We start from the raw sequence: 16,213 nt of genomic DNA, 5'->3' as shown, positions 1-16,213 counted from the left end.
GAGCGGGGTCGGTCAGCGCGCGCGGGCGAACGCGATGCGCGGGTCGACGGCCACGGGCGGCCTGCTGGCGCCGAGTGCGGCGGCAGGAGCGGGCTGGGGGGTGGGACCCTTGAGCGCGGCCTCGTCGACGCGGAACTTACGCGTGGTGAATGCCTGCCGGACTTCTGCGCGGTGAGCGGCGACGTCCTCGGCGAGCCGGGGCTCCAGGGCGACCTGGAAGTTGCCGCGCCGCAGTCCCTTGACGGTGTGTGCCACGACGTCGAGCGACTCTGCTCGGGTTCCGGCCGGGGGGAAGTAGACGTCCAGGTCGCGGTGGCGGCGCCAGCCGTCGGTCTCCAGGTAGATGCCCGGGTTGAAGGGGAGGTCGTCGTTGACGGCGGCGACGATGCCCAGGGTCGGGTGCTCGGCGAATGCGACGTCCGGGCCGGTGTCCGGCTGGTGGCTGGGCGTCGGCTCGGCTGCGGCCGTTCGCGCCTGTGTCCGTTCCTGCGTGCCGGTGTTCACCGGGGCCAGGGCCATGTCGGTGTCGACGTGGTAGCCGGCGCCGGTGAGGAGCTTGGCGGCCCAGGCGGCGCGCTCGGGGGCTTCGCGGTGCTGGTCGGTGAGCGTGAAGAGCTTCGGGTTGCCGGGCAGGCGCTGGAAGTCGAGGCGCTCCAGCATCCACTCGGCGGCGGGCGACTGGGTGGGCAGGGAGGCGACGATGCCATGGCTCGGGTGGTGCCCGATGGCGACGTCGGGCAGCTGGGTGGGTTCGGCGGCAGGCACGGTGGGGCTCCGCTTCGCTGGTTCGGACGGTGGACCGGTAGGCGGGGCGCGGTCTGTTTCGGCGGGGCACAGCGGCCCCCCTTCCCGGGCGGGGTTCAGCGGCGGGGTCCGGCGGCACGGACGGCGGCCGGGGCGGCGAGGACGGCCTCGGCCGGGTGACCGGTGAGGGTGCGCGTGGAGGTGGGAGAGGTGGCGAGCGCGGCGAGAACCCGGGTGTCGAGGCCATCGGCCGCGGCCGGGGCAGCGGGCCGAGTGCGGTCGGGGTGAGTGGTGTGCCGGTCGGCGAGGTCGCCGCGCATCGCCCGGATCTCCCGCACGTAGCCGTCCGCCATATCCGCGATGTAGCGCAGGCGGGCCGCGTAGTGGGGATCGGAAGCACCGCCCAGCCCCTCCCACCAGGAGGCGCTTTCACGCAGGACCGCGACGGTCTGGTCGAGGACGCCGTCGCCGGGAGCAGTCAGTTCGCTCAGTGCGTCGACCACCTCCCGGGTGTGCACGGCCGCCGAGACGGCCTCACTGACCTGGGCCAGCAAGCGGGACGGGGGCAGCGCCGGCGGGAGGCGGTGGTCGATCAGGTCCACGGGGCAGGTGAAGCGGTAGCCCTCGGCGCGCAGGTAGTCGACGGCCCGGGTGACGGCGACGCGGCGCTCGCCGGGATCGACCATGGCGGCGGGAAGCCGGTGATGGGTCTCGTGAATCCGCACGACGGGGATGAAACCGGCCCGGTGGAGAGCGGACTCGGCCCCTGCCCGAGCGGCCTGGACCTGCTCGCGGGACGGCACGCCGAGGCCGTCGAGGTGCTTGTCGACGGAGGCGAGCAACTCGGGCACGTTGCCTCCGTTGGGGGCGTCGGGCCCGTCCGGCCTGCTGTCGTAGAGGACTTCGAACAGCTGGGGGTTGTCCGGGTGGTCCCGGGTCACGAGCCATGCGTCCGGGAAGCCGGGGACCTCGGGGCGAGCGCTTTCCGGTGGCGGGGAGATCGACAGGAAGGTTTCGTCGGGCAGCCGCGCGACGGCGACGTAGTCGTCCGCCCCGAAGCCGACTCCGGTCTCAAGGCCCCGCTGCGCGAGGGGACGGGTGACGTGGGCGTAGCGCCGGTCCGGACCGGTGGTGCCGCGGTCGGGCGTGGTGTCCGGGCCGTAGACGTGGGCGGTGACGCCGAAGCCGTTGTCGCTGAACAGGACGCTCAGATAGTCGGGTCGCACGGCGTGCTCCTGCGGGGTGCGCGCCCCAGGGGGCTGTGGGTGGGACGCTGATGATGCCGGGGACCGGGGGCTTGGTCCGGCCGCGAAGCGGTGATATGCGGTCACCGCGCCCGGTGGGGAGCCGATTGCGTCGGCCGGCCGGGCGGTGCAGGCTCCGCCGGACCGTGGCTTCGGAGATGGCCGGTGCGGGCGAGCGCGGCCTTGACCTGCTGCTCGCGGCCCGGCACGGGCAGGGCGACCCTCGGTGCGACGTGCGCGGCGAGCGCGGGGAGTGGGCCGGCCGTGAGCGGCACGGCGCAGTCCCACGCCTCCTGGTTGCGCAGGTCCTCGGCGCGGGCCCGGAGCCGCTCGGCCTCGGGGCTCGTGCCGACGATGGCGGCCATGGCGCCTTGCCAGGCGTCCCGGCCCTCTTGGAGCCGGGCGAGTGCGTACTCGGCGGCGCCGAGCCGCCCCAGGTCGGGAGCGACGCCGGGGTCCAGTCGGTCCTCAAGGTGGATGGCTGCCCGGATGCCGGCCACCAGGTGCGGGCCCTGCTCGGCGAGGGTGGTGATGTAGTGCCAGGTGGCGCGGTTGCGGTCGGCCTCGGACTCGAAGGCGCCGATCTCCCCGAGGTGGCCCCAGGGCGAGCCGGGTTCGGGGATGTACGCGGTGCTCAGGCGCTGCAGGGCCTCGGCGGCGAAGGTGAAGGAGTTCGTCCGCGCGCGCCAGACGGCTTCCCGATAGCCGGGCGCGAAGCGGTCCCTGACCTCGGCCGTCACCATGGCGGGCGCCGCATCAGCCGGGAACACGAGCCGGACCGGGGGCTTCACGTCGTCGGGGTGGTAGCCGGGAGCGTCGTCGGGCCGGGCCGCACGGACCACGAGCTCGTGACCGGGACGCGGCCGTACGGCGAGGAGGCGCTCCCCGCCGGGACCCGCGAGGGCGAGGGCGGTGTGCGGGGCGAAGACGCTGTTCCATGGCGGTGGGCCGCCACCCCAGAGCGGGTCCTGGAGTTCGACGAGGTCCCGTCCCGGGTTGAGGGGACAGGGCTGGACGGACCAGCCGGGCAGGTGCTCCGCCAGCTCGGCGGCGAACGGCGGGAGGGCCCCGGGGAGGTGCGGTTGGTCGGGCAGGGCCCGGCCGTCCTCGTCGAAGTACACCCGCACGTACGTCTCGTTCCCGGATTCCGTGGTGGCGAGGGCATCGCAGGACCGGAACAGGGCGTAGGTGGACTGCCACTGGGTGCCGATGCTGGTGGAGGTGAGCACGAGGTGCCAGTCGGCCGGCGGGTAGGGGAGGCGGTCGCGGCGCGCTGCGAGCAGCTGCTCGAACACCGTGAAGTCGGCCGTCGTGAGACGGGCGTGGTCGAGGTGCGATTCAACATCGTTGGTAGGCAAGAAAGTTCAGGATTCTCGAAGGGGCGGCCGATCAGGCGGTCATGCGGAAGTCGGTGTCGTACAGAGCTCGTTCGCGGCTGTGGAGGAGGTGCTGAACGATGAAGGAGAGCGAGGCGACCTTCCATAGGCCCCGGCCGCGGGTGAGGGCGGCGATGGCCTGCGCCTCGACGCCGGTCAGGCCGAGCAGGGCCATGGCGGCGGGGATCTGGTCCGGTTCCTGGCGGTAGATGATCCGGGTCGAGCAGTCGGCCAGGAGGCCCTCGGCGAGGACGCGCCCGCGCGAGCCGGCGTCGCCCGCGGACAGCAGGTCGGAAAGCCGGTGGAGGATCAGCAAGTTGGCGATTCCCAGCCCGCGGCTGAGCTTCCACTGCTGCTGCATGCGCTCCAGCAGGCCGACGTGGCGCAGGATCCGCCATGCCTCGTCGTAGATCACCCACCTGCGGCCACCAGCGGGGTCGGCGAGGGCGGCCTCCATCCACGCGCTCGCGCAGGTCATCGCGAGGACGAGGGCGGTGTCATCGCCGCTGCTGCCGAGGCGGGACAGGTCGATGGAGAGCATCGGCGCGTCCGGGTCGAACGTGACGGTGGACGGCGCGTCGAACATCCCGCTGAGGTCGCCGTGGACCAGGCGGCGCAGGGCGTGGGCGAGGTCGTCGGTGGCGTGGCCGAGGCTTCCGGCCTGGCCGCCGAGGGCGGCGTCGAGGCGGTCGGGGCGGCCGAGGACGTGGGCGATGTCGCCGAGCAGCGGAGCCGTGCCGTTCGCGTCGGCGTCGGCGACGACCAGGTCCAGGGCGACGTCGAGGCCGGTGTGCTCCATCGGCAGCAGGTCGCGCTTGAGCACGGTGGCCGCGAGGCTGGCCAGCAGCAGGAGGCGGCGCTTGCGGACCTCGGTGCGCCAGTCCTCCTTGCTCACCTCGGCGGGTCGCTGCGGTGCGTCCAGCGGGTTGAGGCGCCCAGGGAGGCCGGGTCCGAGGGCGATGGTCTGCCCGCCGAGGGCCTGGGCCAGCCCGGTCCACTCACCCTTCGGATCGGAGGGGACGTAGATCTTGTAGCCGTGGGCGATGGCGCGGGTGGCGATGGACTTGGCGAGGGCGCTCTTGCCCATGCCGATGACCCCGCACAGGATCGCGTTCGGGTTCGTGAACCCCTCTATTCGGCCGCTGTTGTAGAGCGCGAAGGGGTCGTAGCAGAAACTGCCCTCGGCGTGGAGGTCGCGGCCGATGAAGATCCCCTCGGCGCCGAGGCCGGCCTCCGCGAGGAACGGGTAGGCACCCGAGGCGGTGGCGGTGGTCAGCCGGTGCTTGGGCAGTCGGAGCCTGCCGCCGCGGGCGGAGGCGGGACCAGGCCGGCCTGACACCGGGTAGACGGGCTGGAGATCCGCATCGGTGCCGCTGTTCCGGGGACGCTCGGCGGCGGGCTGCACGAGGCGGGCCTTGGTGCGGGCCTGGGCGAACTCGGCACGGGCGGCGCGCTGTTGGGCGCGTGTGATCTTGCTCGGGACGAACAGGGGGCTGGCGGTGGCGCGGTTCCTGGGCATGATCACGAATCCGGGGTGAAGGGTCAGCGACGGACGAGGCCGGTGAACGGGGCGTGCAGGTCGGCGGGGGTGGCGCGGCGGCGCACCAGCTGCGCGGTCTCCTGGTGGCGGCGGCAGACGCTCAGCTCAGGCGCGCCCTCGGGCAGGCGGGCGCGGCAGGCGTCGGGGCCGGGGACCTCGCCGCTGCCAGGCCGGGGCGAGGCATGGTAAGCGGCGTGGAGGTGATCGGCGGCCTGCCACAGGCGGGTGCGCGCGGCCTTGAGGTGGTCGCCCTCGGCCGGCAGCAGCGGCGCGGTGCGCTGGGCATGGGCGTCGAGGAGGCCGTGCAGGGCGACCAGGTGCTCGTGGAGCGAGTCGAGTTCGACGCGGGAGGCGACCAGCGGGCCGGTGGGGATGTTGAGCGCGCGGTGGAAGTCGATCGCCGCGGTCGCGTAGGGGACAAAGTCCTGCGTGGTGGCGGGGGTGGCCGGCATCGGGGGGTGCTCTTTCGGAAGGCGGGAGGGCCGGCATCAGGCGGCGAGGGCGAACGGCAGCGCGGAGGCGGTGAACGCCTCGGCCTGCTGCCAGGTGAGCGGGCGCAGGTCGAGCTGGGCGCCCACGGCGGCGGTCTCCACCACGGCGCAGGCGGAGCGCAGTTCGTCCTCGGTGTCGGCGGAGACGGTCAGCAGTCCGGTGAGGGCGACGTCGGCGTGGCCGGCGATCAGCTGGCGCTCGCGGTTCTGGATGTCCTGGTACTCCACGGAGTCGGCCTCGCTGGAGACCTGGCCCTTGCGGGCGCGCTCGGCGGAGTCGGCGATCACGCTGGCCTTCTTGCGGCGCACGTCGCGCAGTGCCGAGTCGAGGTCCTGGGGTTCGTAGGCCAGGGAGACGGTGCGGCGCACGCCGGAGGCGAACAGCACCTGGTGGAGGAAGCCGGGGTTGACCTGCGTGCGCGGCCAGTTCTCCACCCAGTAGGTGGTGTGGTGGGCGGAGTCGGTGGAGATGTGGTCGGCCTTCTCCACCACGACCACCGGGCCGGCGGCGGCCGGGTCGGCGGACGGGCGTCCGTCCTCGGACCAGCGGTCCAGCGCGGCACGGGACTTGGGGTCGTAGGCGGTGCGGGCGACGGCGGCGATCTTACCGGCGGACAGCCAACCGGCCGGGGTGAGGCCGGCGGTGCGGGCGGACTGCTCGAACGCGGAGGTGAGCTGGGCCAGGACCGCGAAACCACCGGTCAGGCCGCCTCCGGCCTGGGAGATCAGCCGCCGTGCGCCCTTGAAGTCCAGGGCGATGGCGACGTACGCCTCGTGCGGGGCGGCGGCCGGACCGGCGCCGCGGATCAGCTCCCCGTACAGCTCACCGGCCAGCGGCGCGTCGGGGCGCCCGTGTTCCTCCCAGTAACGGCGCAACGCGTCACCGGTGTCCGGGACGGTCCGCTCGATCACCTGGATGCGGGCGACCTGGCCGGTGCGGGCGAGCGCGGCCAGGGAGCGCCCCCACCCGTTGACGTTGGCGTTCTGGGTGCCGGGGTCGAGCAGCGCGTAGGCGCGGGAGGAGACCTTGACGATCGCGGTGAGGGTGCCGGCGTGCGGGTCGTGGACGGCGCCGTAGCGGCCATCGGGCGCGGTGACCACGCGCAGGCTGGCCGCGCTGCCGGGCAGGTGGAGCAGGCCCTCGCGCACCGGGCGGGAGGAGGGGCGGGTGAGCCAGAGCAGCTGGCCGCGCAGGCGCCGCAGGCCGTAGCGGGCGGCGACGGGCGCCCAGTCGGCGAGGGTGCGGCCCCGGTAGCGGATGAACACCAGGGCGGCGACACCGGCCCACAGGGGTATGAGCTGCAGGGCGCCGGTGACGCCCCGGGTGACGAGCACGGCGAGCAGCAGCAGGCCGGTGGCCGAGGTGGTGATGAGCTGCGGGGCGCTCAGGCCGAGCAGCACGCCTCGGCGGCTGCGGTGGGGGAACTTGACGGACGCAGGGGTGGCGTCGGGCGTCGAGGAGGACATCGGTGTTCCAGAGGGATGAGCGGGCGGGCGGCGGGCGGGGGCGCGGCGCTCTTCTGGACGTCATCGCGGATGCTCCTTCGCTGGTGGTCGGGGCCCGGGGCGGGTGGCGGGCTGCCGCCCGCCCCAGGGCATGGGGGCGCCGGTCAGGAACCGGGCGGGGTGGGATTGTTCGGGAAGACGAACCGGGCCGGTTCCGAAGCTGGTGCTCCGGCCGGGGCCGGTCCTGTGGCCGCCGGTGCGGGCGGTGTCGGGACACCGGGGCCCGCCGGGGCCGGGCCGGGCGCCGAGGGCGCGGGCGCGGCCGGGGCCGTCGACACGCCTGGCACAGGCGGCGCGGAGGGCTGGGCCGCGACGCCGTCCTGGCCGCTGCCGGACGCCGACTGCTGCCTGCCGCCGCTGCCGGGGGAGGCCCGGGTGATCAGGGACGGGATGCCGGGCCGGGTGACCAGGGCGCGTCCGCGGTCGCCTCCCGCGCTCGGGTCCTCGCCGAAGCGGAACTTCGTCGGCTGCTGCGCGGTGCCGGCGTCGATCCCCTCCTTGCTGATCCGGCCGGTCGGGTCGATGCCGGAGGCGGCACCGCCACCTCCCGCACCCGGGACCTGGGCCGGGCCCTGCGGCGCCGGGACGCCGGTGCCCATCTGCATGGCCAGGGAACCGGCGGTCTTCGCCGCCCCGGCCGCGACCGTCATGCCGGCCATGCCGGTGCGGTGCGTGTCGTCGTGGCCGCTGCCGTCCGTCGCCCAGTGGACGAACTTGTAGACCGCGTACGGGCATAGCAGCACCATGACCATGATCACGACACCGGCCATGGCGTCGGACAGGGCGGCCACGCCGTCCTTGGCGTCGGTCTTGCCGAGGGCGGAGACGCCGACGAGGAAGACCACGGTCATCAGCAGCTTGGAGACGATCAGGGTGGCGGTGGCCTCGATCCAGCCGCGCCGCCACCGCTGGGCGACCTCCCAGCCGCCGCCGGCACCGGCGAAGGCGGCGAGCACCACCAGGATCAGCACGCCGACCTTGCGGGCGACCATCACGCACCAGTAGAGGAACGCCCCGATCGCGCTGCCGACCGCGACCAGGGCGGGGATCGCCCAGCCGAGGGCGAACATGGGGCCGAACTGGCTGACCTTGATCATGCGCCTGACGGCGTCGGCGACGCTGGTGTGCGCGGCTTGGAACAGCCCGGCCGACAAGGCGTCGACCACGGTGACCGCGACCGCCGTGAAGCTGATCGCGCCGAAGGCGAACAGCACGCCGGTCATCGTGCCCCAGGCGGCCTTGGCCAGTGCCCGTTCGTCCCGCCGCCAGGCGGCCAGGATCAGCTGGGCGCAGAAGGTGCCCACGGTCAGGATCAGCCCGATCGGCAGGATCAGCTGGTAGTTGTCCCTGAACCACGGCGCGGACAGGTCGATGGCCGTGGTCTCGTCGACCGCCTTCGCGCACAGGTCGACGGCGCTGGCCGCAAGCTCGCCCATGCTCTTGGCGATCCACGCGCCGATGCCGTCCGTGATGCTCTTGCCCGGGTCGCTGACGAAGTTGATGCCGTCGACGACGTTGCAGACCTGGGCGACCATCGGGAGGTTGCAGATATCCACGAGGAACTCCCCAGGTCAGGGCGACACGGCCGGCAGCACACCGGCCAGGGCACACGGGCGGTCAGGACGGCACTGCACGGCGAGGGTGGCCGAACGGTCCTCGGCCCCGCCCTGCGGGGCGCCGTTCCAGGAGATCGACTGCTTCCCGGAGACGGTCACGGCGTAGACGTACGCCTGCGTGATCGCCCCCGGATCGGCCTGCAGCGCCTTGGTGAACCGGTCCGGGAAGTGCGCCTCGTCCGCGGTCGCGGTGGCGAACTGCCCGGAGTCGGCCATCCGCCCCCACAGCACCGGCGAGGGCACCAGACGGTCGACCGAGTCGGCGTCGAGGTACTGCCCCTCGCCGGTCAGCCACCGGTGGAGGGAGGCCACCAGCTCCGGCTGGGAGGAGGAGCGGGTGTCGTACGACCACAGCGCCACCGCCGCCGCCTTCGCGAACGCGATCGGATCGTGCGTCGAGGGCGGACCCGGCAGCGACTTCGCATGCCCGCCCGGCGACGGTGAAGCCACCGGCGCGGAGGGCGCGGTCGAACCTGTAGCCGCAGCAGCCGGGTTGGTGGCCTCGCGCCCGTCCCGGGTGACGTAGGCCAGCACGCCGGCAGCGGCGACGAGCACCACCAGGACGAGCGAGCCCAGCAGCGCCCGGCGGCGCACCAGCGCGCCGCCGGAGCCGCCTGGGCGAGGGCCCGAGAAGAGGGAACGTTTCTGCATCACTTGACCTGGCTTCCGAGCGTCGAGAAGAACGAGACGACGCCGTTCGCGGCGCCCAGCAGCAGGGCGGCACCCGCGCTGACGAGCACGCCCTTCTTGCCGTTGGCCTCGGCCTGGTGGCCGCCGGAGTGGTGGCCCCAGGCCCACACCCCGGCGCTGACGGCCAGGGCGCCGACGACCGCGATGATCCCGAACAAGTTCAGGCTGCCCATCACCTGCTTGAGGACCGAAAGGCCGGGCAGGCCGCCCTCGTTGGGGGTGATGCCGGGGTCGTAGGCGAGCTGTACGACTGCGTCCGCGAGATACAAGGGAAGCTCCAGAGCGGTTCAGGGCGCGCGAAGGCAGCCCAGAGAAAGGGGAGAAGAGGAGAGGAGGGGAGGGCGCCGGTCAGGCGACCCGGCGGGCGGCGAGGATCTCCGGCCGCCACGAGGCCAAGGTCGAGATCTTGACCACGTCACCGGTCTTCGGCGCGTGCACGATCAGCCCCGAACCGATGAACATGCCGACGTGCTCCGGCACGGCGGCGCTGCCCCGGGTGAACAGCAGGTCGCCCGGCTTGAGCGAGTCCGCCGAGACGGCGGTGCCCTGCTTGACCTGGTCGTACGTGGTCCGCTCCAGCGAGACGCCGGCCGCGCGGTAGGCCATCTGCATCAGCGACGAGCAGTCACACCTGCCCATCGGGTCCGCCCCGTGCGAGGACGCGCACGTGCCACCCCACTGGTAGGCGGTGCCCAACTGGCCCAGCGCCCAACGGATCGCGGTCTGCACCGACTGCGGCGCATCCGCCGGGATCGTGTAGCCGTTGGGCAGCGAGCCCGCGGGGATCGTGCCGAAGTCGCTGCCGTCACCGCCCGCCGTGGGCGTCCCGCAGCCACCCCCCGCTGTCGGACTGGCGCTCGCGCCGGCCGTTGGCGTCGGTGCCGGCGTCGGGTTCGCCGTGGGCGACGCGCCGGGAGCGGGGGCGAGGAGCGGTGCGAGGGCCTTCTGGAGCGCCTCCGCCAGAGGCTGCCACTTGGCATACGCGTCCGGGAAGCCGGAGCGCTGCACCGCCTGGGCGGCCTGGGTGACGGTCATCGACTCCCAGCCGCTGACCTTCTGCAGCGCCTCGTAGAACTTCGTCGAGGCGTACACCGGCTGCATGATCTGCTCCGGGGTGCCCCAGCCCTGCGAGGGCCGCTGCTGGAAGAGGCCGAGCGAGTCCCGGTCGCCGCTGTTGACGTTGCGGAGTTCGCTCTCCTGTAGGGCCGTTGCCAGGGCGACGACCTGCCCGCGCACGGGTATGTGCATCGCGACACCGGTGGCCTGGATCGTCCGGGCGTTGGGGATTTGCTCGGACGGCTTGCTCAGCCCTGCCACGGCCGGAGCCGACAGCGGACTGGAGCCCTTGAGGATCGCCTCGACCTGCGCCGCCACCGCCGAGGAATCCACACCCTGCGGATTTCCACCGGGAGGGCAGGAACTGGACGCGGCGGCCGAGGCGCTGCCTGCGCCGACGATCGCGACGGGCAAGGCCAGCACCAGCGGACCGCAGGCGACGACGCCGACGAGTGCGCCGACCGTCTTCTTCACGACGGCCCCCGGTCACCGGACAGCGGCCGACCGGGCGGCGTAAGAGAATGAGGGCATGGGTGTGCCAGGGCATGCTGCATCGCAGCGGCTCCTCGGGGATTCGTAGGAGAACGCGGTGCCGGCCTCTCGTGCAAAGAAGTCGCCGGCACCGCGCCGGTGGTGAAATTGCCCTTGCTCAGAGCGGGCCCGGGTCACGGGAGTTGGTAGCTCCAGGACGCCGGTCTCGGGTCACGCGCGGCAGCCAGCCGCGCTCGTAATCTCAGCCGGAACACGACGGCGCTCCTCGGGACTCAGGGGGAAGGGGACGCTGCCCGCACGTGGTCGCGCCTGCACTGGGCGGTACGGATCAACGCGCGCCGGGCCGGGGCCGTTTGGCCTGCTGCCCGGTTGGCATGGCGAGACAGTAGACGCGAAAGTCGGCCGCACCAAACGACCCCCGGCCGAGCCCGGCACCCCGTCGCGCTCATTAGGTACGGCCGCCGATCGCGGCTACCTTCCTCGGCATCCCCGCTCCCGGCGGCTGCCGCCGGGCGCCGCCCGGAGCGGGCCCAAGCACCATGCCCCGAAGGAAGACCCATGAGCTACCAGCTGCACCGAGGCGACGCCCTCACCGTGCTGAAGACCCTCCCTGACGAGTCCGTCAACGCCGTCATCACCGACCCGCCGTACAACTCGGGCGGCCGGACCAGCTCCGAGCGCACCAGCCGCGACGCCCGCGCCAAGTACGTGCAGACCGGCTCCGCCCACGACCTCAAGACCTTCCCCGGCGAGAACCGCGACCAGCGCTCCTACCGCTCCTGGCTCACCGAGCTGCTGACCGAGGCGTACCGGGCGAGCACCGAGCACTCGGTCGCCATGGTCTTCTCTGACTGGCGGCAGGAGCCGACCACGTCCGACGCGCTGCAGATGGCTGGCTGGACCTGGCAGGGCACCATCCCCTGGATCAAGCCCGCCAGCCGACCCCGCAAGGGCGGCTTCAAGCAGTCCGCGGAGTTCATCACCTGGGGCGTCAAGGGCACCCTCGACAACAGCCGCGACCTCTACCTGCCCGGTCACTTCACCGCTTCCCAGCCCCGCAAGGACCGGGTTCACATCACCCAGAAGCCGCTGGAGATCATGCAGCAGCTCGTCCAGATCTGCCCCGAGAACGGCGCCGTCCTCGACCCGTTCACCGGCAGCGGCTCGACCGGCGTCGCCGCCCTGCGTGAAGGTCGGCGCTTCGTCGGCATCGAACTCAGCCCGCACTACGCCGACGTTGCCGAACAGCGGCTGCGTGCTGAGCTGACCAAGGACGACCTCGTCCTTGCCGGACCGGAGGCGTGAGCGTGAGAACCGTCACCCGGCAGAGGGGCCGAAGACGCGAAAGGGCGGCCGGAGCACCAGACTCCAGCCGCCCTTCCCGCCTCCTCAGGACTCCTCGACCGCCTGCCGGATCAACGGCACCGCCTTCTCCACGTCCGCCGACGAGGCGATCCGCACCTCCAGGTCCCCCGTCCCCAGGTGCCCGATGCCGCGCACGTCGCGGGTGAAGCCCTGCTCCAGCTCCACCGTGTCCGGGTCCAGCCGCAGATACACCAGCAGCGCCCGATGCGACGGCGACGGGCGGAAGACCACCGACGCCACGTTCAGCAGCCGCTTGTAGGCGATGTAGTGCTTGAGCACCACCACCTCCAGCTCACCCGCTGCGGTCAGCGCCTCGTCCAGCTCGCCGTACAGCTCCCGCAGGCATTCCGGCACCTCCACCTGCGAGGACCCCGCCGGCACCGCTACCACCTCCGGCTCGTCGCTTGCCTCGTCGGCCGGAGCAGCCGGCATCGACGAGGCACCGGAAGCAGAGAAGCCCGGAACGGTCTCGACCAGCTGCAGTGTCAGCAGGTCCGGCCCGAAGACGCGGTAGCGCACCAGGTCCACGCGGTGATCCCGCTGGTAGAGCGAAGCAGCAGCCCGGTCATGGCGCGAGAACTCGCCCGCGACGCAGATCACCCGAGGCCGCCGCCAGTCAACAGCCTCCGCAGCCCCGGCTCCCAGCCGTCTGCGCACCAGCGCCTCGAACTCGTGCCGGTGCGCCAGCAGCCAGACCAGGTAGGACCCGGCCTGGGCGATCACCCCGGCATCGCGCCCGCGCTTGAACTCGATGACCGCCGGCACGCCGTCCTCGTCCAGCCCCAATGTGTCGATCCGCCCCTGATGCCACGGCCCCGTCGCGTACTCCGAAGCCAGGAACCGCACCCCCAGCATCGCCTCCAGCGCCCCCTCGACCCGCCGCTGCAGCTCCCGCTCCCGTGCCACCGTCGAACCCCGCAGCTCGACATCCCGGCCATCGGCACCCCGCCGGAACACCTTCAGATCGGCCACCTACGCCCCCTTCGCAGGACCCTACGAAGAGACCAATCGAAAAGAGGAATCGGGTATTCCCTTTAAGGCGGGCGCGCTTCGCCAGTTCAAGGCCAGACGCGGGGTGTCTGGCCGGTGCCGACCACGCCGCTTGCTTGTCCTAGGAGAGGGATATCGTTGGCGAGTCGCCCGCGTAGGGACTACGACGCCCCGCTTGGGTCCACCCGGCAGGGCACGCTCGGCTGTACACGCCGAGCATGCTCGAAATTGGGTGACCAGCAGGAACACCACGACCTCCGGGTCGCCGCCCTTTGACGAGCAAGGACACCCCTGACTGATGGTAGTCACCCAGCAGGAGATCGAGAGTCGGTTGTGGGATGCCGCCGACGAGTTGCGCGTGGCGATGCCCGAAGCGCAGTACTCCTCGGTCGTCTTCCCGCTGATGTTCTGGAAGTACCTGTCGGACACCTGGGAGCACCGTCACCAGGAGTTCCTGGCTGAAAACGAGGGCCTGGCCGGTCTCTCCGTCGAGGAAGCCCGTGAGATCGAGTACCGCGACTACCAGTCGTTCGATATCCCGTTCATCCACCCCGGCACCGTCCAGGAACGGCGAGCCTCCTGGACGTCGATCCTCGGCACCATCACCCAGCCCGGCCTCGGCCAGCGGGTCCGTGCCTCCCTCCAAGCCATCGAGACGGCCAACCCTGACAAGTTCTCCCGCATCTTCGGGTCCATGACCTGGGCCTCCGAAGAGGTACTGTCAGGCGAGGTGTTGGCGGCGGTCATGCAGGCAATGGACCGCACCCCGAAGATGCACGAGGGCAACATGTCCTACGACGTGCTCGGTGGGGCGTACGAGTACTTGTTGAAGCGGTTCTCGGACGGGTCCGGCACCCGCGCCGGCCAGTTCTTCACCCCACGCGAGGTCGTCGAGCTGATCGTCGAGGTCCTGGACCCCAAGGGCTTCGAGTCGGTGTACGACCCGACGTGTGGGTCGGGCGGCATGCTCATCGCCTCCGCGAACCTCCTGAAGGCCCACAACAAGCGTGGCTACACGCTCAAGCTGTACGGGCAGGAGGCCGTACCGGACACTGCGGGTGTGGCACGCATGAACCTCTTCATGCACAACCTCACCCAGTTTCAGGTCGAGGTCGGCGACACCTTGAAGGACCCGCGCCTCAAGAACCCGGATGGATCCGTCGCACAGTTCGATGTGATCCTCGCGAACCCGCCGTACAGCCTGAAGTGGAAGCCCTGGACCGACGACCCGCGCGCCCTCGGCGGGGTTGCCCCGCAGGCGTCTGCGGACTGGGCGTTCGTGCAGCACATGATCGCCAGCATGGACCCGAAGAAGGGTCGAGTCGGCGTCGTCCTACCGCACGGCGTCCTCTTCCGCGGCGGCCAGGAAGCAGCCATTCGTCAGCGCGTCCTGGGCGACGACCTGCTCGAAGCGGTCATCGGCCTGCCTGCCAACCTCTTCTACAACACCAGCATTCCCACGGCGATCCTGGTGTTCCGTGCACGCGGCACCAAGGACCTGGAGCGGCAGGATGGTGTGCTGTTCATTGATGCCTCCAAGCGGTTCACCAAGGCCAAGAATCGCAACATCCTCACCGACGTTGACATCGCCGACGTCGTGACCGCCTACAACGCGAAATTCGACGCCGACGGCAACCCTATTGACCCTGGCGGAGAAGGTGGACTCGCGGCGCGATTCGTCCCCGCCACGGAGATCGTGGCGAACGAGTACGACCTCAACATCGGCAGGTACATCAAGGAGGCCGCTGCCGAGCAGGAAGACCTCGGCACCCTCATCGACACCTACAACATCGCCCGCGCCGAACGACAGAAGACCGAGGCCCGAATGCTCGCGGTGCTCGCCGCCGCCGGGATCGAGGGTTTCGATGAGTGACTCGACGAGCAGTGATCACGCTGCCCAGGTGCAGGAGGGTTGGGTTCGGGCGCCACTGGCACGGTTCCTCACACTGAATGTAGAAACCGTGGACGTGGATCCGGAACAGACGTACCCAACCGTGGGGGTGCTGAACAGGGGGCGAGGGCTGCTCTATCGCGATCCGGTCGCGGGGAGTTCGACCTCCTACAAGAAGCTCAACCGGATCGGCCCGAGAGCGCTCGTCTACAGTCGGCTCAAGGCGTTTGAGGGCGCGATCACCGTCACGCCCGACGATCTGCCGGAATCGTTCGCTTCACAGGAGTTCCCGACTTTCGCCTTCTCGTTCGATGCGGACCCTGACTTCTTTCGCATTCTCACCACGACGCAGCGTATGTGGAATGCCCTTCAGGGGGCTTCCAAGGGAATGGGGGGAAGGCGTGAGCGGGTGAAGCCCGCTGACTTTCTCAACATCAGCATGGACATTCCGCCACTGCCGGTACAGGAGCGGATTGTTGAGGTCATTGGCGCTGTCGACGCTCAGATCACCGCACTCGATGCCGAGGCGAACGTGCTCGATGAGCTTTGGTGGGCGCTGGGACGGGAACTGGCGGCAGCGGTTGCCGGCGAGGCGACGATCCCACTGGCGTCGTTCTGCGACATCTCGGGAGGTCTCACGAAGAACAAGAAGGACCTTGAGCAGCCGGACCTTGTGGAGGTGCCGTACCTGCGCGTGGCAAATGTCCATCGACACCACCTGAACTTGTCTGAGGTGGCGACGATCCAGACTACCCAGGCCAAGGCAGAAAAGCTTCGACTGCAGCCGGGCGACGTTCTGATGAACGAGGGTGGGGACAAGGACAAGCTTGGTCGGGGAGATGTATGGGAGGACCAGATTCCCGACTGTATCCACCAGAACCACGTTTTCAGGGTCCGGGTCACCGATCAACGTTTCGACCCATATTTCGTGTCGGCTTGGGGTAACACCTTCGGCCAGAAGTGGTTCGAGACATTCGGCACCCAGACGACAGGGATCGCCTCCATCAACCGCGCGACCCTCAGCAGGTTCCCGATCCCGGACGTCCCGTTGTCCGTCCAGCAGGACTGGGCGGGGCGTCTTGGCGTTGTCGTGGAGACGTTGGACTCCCTCCGAGGCCAGGCAGACAGTCTCCGAGCAACCCGCGCAAGCCTGGTGTCGGGGCTGTTGGACCGCACCATCAACATCGAGTCCGCCGAGTTGGAGGTCTGACC

Annotated in this window: 14 protein-coding genes; 3 read left to right on the top strand and 11 right to left on the bottom strand. The window is 71.1% G+C overall.

The genetic code is table 11. From position 1 onward, the window contains the following. Positions 1-12: 12 nt before the first annotated feature. From A6F73_RS04940 to A6F73_RS04895, 10 genes are all read right to left on the bottom strand, one after another. A complete protein-coding gene (locus A6F73_RS04940) occupies positions 13-765 on the bottom strand; it encodes a hypothetical protein (RefSeq protein WP_063346636.1) in 753 nt (250 codons plus the stop codon). A 95-nt stretch (positions 766-860) separates the two neighbouring features. After that, a complete protein-coding gene (locus tag A6F73_RS04935; RefSeq protein ID WP_063346635.1) occupies positions 861-1,970 on the bottom strand; it encodes a hypothetical protein in 1,110 nt (369 codons plus the stop codon). A gap of 101 nt (positions 1,971-2,071) precedes the next feature. Beyond that, positions 2,072-3,346 carry a hypothetical protein gene (locus A6F73_RS04930; RefSeq protein ID WP_159398364.1) on the bottom strand — a complete coding sequence of 425 codons (1,275 nt, stop codon included), beginning with the start codon at positions 3,344-3,346 and terminating at the stop codon, positions 2,072-2,074. Positions 3,347-3,377: 31 nt separating this feature from the next. Further along, positions 3,378-4,883: a hypothetical protein gene (locus tag A6F73_RS04925; protein WP_063346633.1), complete on the bottom strand. Its 1,506-nt coding sequence runs from the start codon at positions 4,881-4,883 to the stop codon at positions 3,378-3,380. 23 nt (positions 4,884-4,906) lie between these two features. Next, positions 4,907-5,356, bottom strand: a complete 450-nt coding sequence (locus tag A6F73_RS04920) for a DUF6238 family protein (protein WP_063346632.1) — start codon at positions 5,354-5,356, stop codon at positions 4,907-4,909. 36 nt (positions 5,357-5,392) lie between these two features. Then, positions 5,393-6,862 (bottom strand): SCO6880 family protein, encoded by a 1,470-nt coding sequence (locus A6F73_RS04915; RefSeq protein ID WP_063346631.1) that lies wholly within the window; start codon positions 6,860-6,862, stop codon positions 5,393-5,395. Positions 6,863-7,005: 143 nt separating this feature from the next. Next, the gene (locus A6F73_RS04910; RefSeq protein ID WP_063346630.1) at positions 7,006-8,457 is read right to left on the bottom strand and encodes a hypothetical protein; all 1,452 of its coding nucleotides are present in this window, start codon (positions 8,455-8,457) and stop codon (positions 7,006-7,008) included. 15 nt (positions 8,458-8,472) lie between these two features. Then, positions 8,473-9,168 (bottom strand): hypothetical protein, encoded by a 696-nt coding sequence (locus tag A6F73_RS04905; protein ID WP_063346629.1) that lies wholly within the window; start codon positions 9,166-9,168, stop codon positions 8,473-8,475. Continuing rightward, positions 9,168-9,476 (bottom strand): DUF6112 family protein, encoded by a 309-nt coding sequence (locus A6F73_RS04900; RefSeq protein WP_063346628.1) that lies wholly within the window; start codon positions 9,474-9,476, stop codon positions 9,168-9,170. The genes A6F73_RS04905 and A6F73_RS04900 overlap by 1 nt, the downstream gene beginning before the upstream one ends. A 79-nt stretch (positions 9,477-9,555) precedes the next feature. Next, positions 9,556-10,737: a C40 family peptidase gene (locus A6F73_RS04895; protein ID WP_063346627.1), complete on the bottom strand. Its 1,182-nt coding sequence runs from the start codon at positions 10,735-10,737 to the stop codon at positions 9,556-9,558. Positions 10,738-11,313: 576 nt separating this feature from the next. Here A6F73_RS04895 and A6F73_RS04890 point away from each other — a divergent pair. After that, the gene (locus tag A6F73_RS04890; protein WP_063346626.1) at positions 11,314-12,060 is read left to right on the top strand and encodes a site-specific DNA-methyltransferase; all 747 of its coding nucleotides are present in this window, start codon (positions 11,314-11,316) and stop codon (positions 12,058-12,060) included. Between the two features lie 84 nt (positions 12,061-12,144). Here A6F73_RS04890 and A6F73_RS04885 read toward each other — a convergent pair whose 3' ends face one another. After that, positions 12,145-13,092 (bottom strand): DUF5655 domain-containing protein, encoded by a 948-nt coding sequence (locus A6F73_RS04885; RefSeq protein WP_063346625.1) that lies wholly within the window; start codon positions 13,090-13,092, stop codon positions 12,145-12,147. A gap of 316 nt (positions 13,093-13,408) precedes the next feature. Here A6F73_RS04885 and A6F73_RS04880 point away from each other — a divergent pair, with 316 nt between their 5' ends. Next, positions 13,409-14,983 (top strand): class I SAM-dependent DNA methyltransferase, encoded by a 1,575-nt coding sequence (locus A6F73_RS04880; RefSeq protein ID WP_063346624.1) that lies wholly within the window; start codon positions 13,409-13,411, stop codon positions 14,981-14,983. After that, entirely contained in the window at positions 14,976-16,211 is a 1,236-nt protein-coding gene (locus A6F73_RS04875) for a hypothetical protein (protein WP_159398363.1), read from the top strand. The genes A6F73_RS04880 and A6F73_RS04875 overlap by 8 nt, the downstream gene beginning before the upstream one ends. Positions 16,212-16,213 lie beyond the last annotated feature (2 nt).

Origin of the sequence: Streptomyces sp. MJM8645 (assembly GCF_001625365.1) — a bacterium.
In the GTDB taxonomy this organism is placed as follows: Bacteria; Actinomycetota; Actinomycetes; order Streptomycetales; family Streptomycetaceae; genus Kitasatospora.
This window is presented reverse-complemented; position numbering and strand designations above follow the sequence as displayed.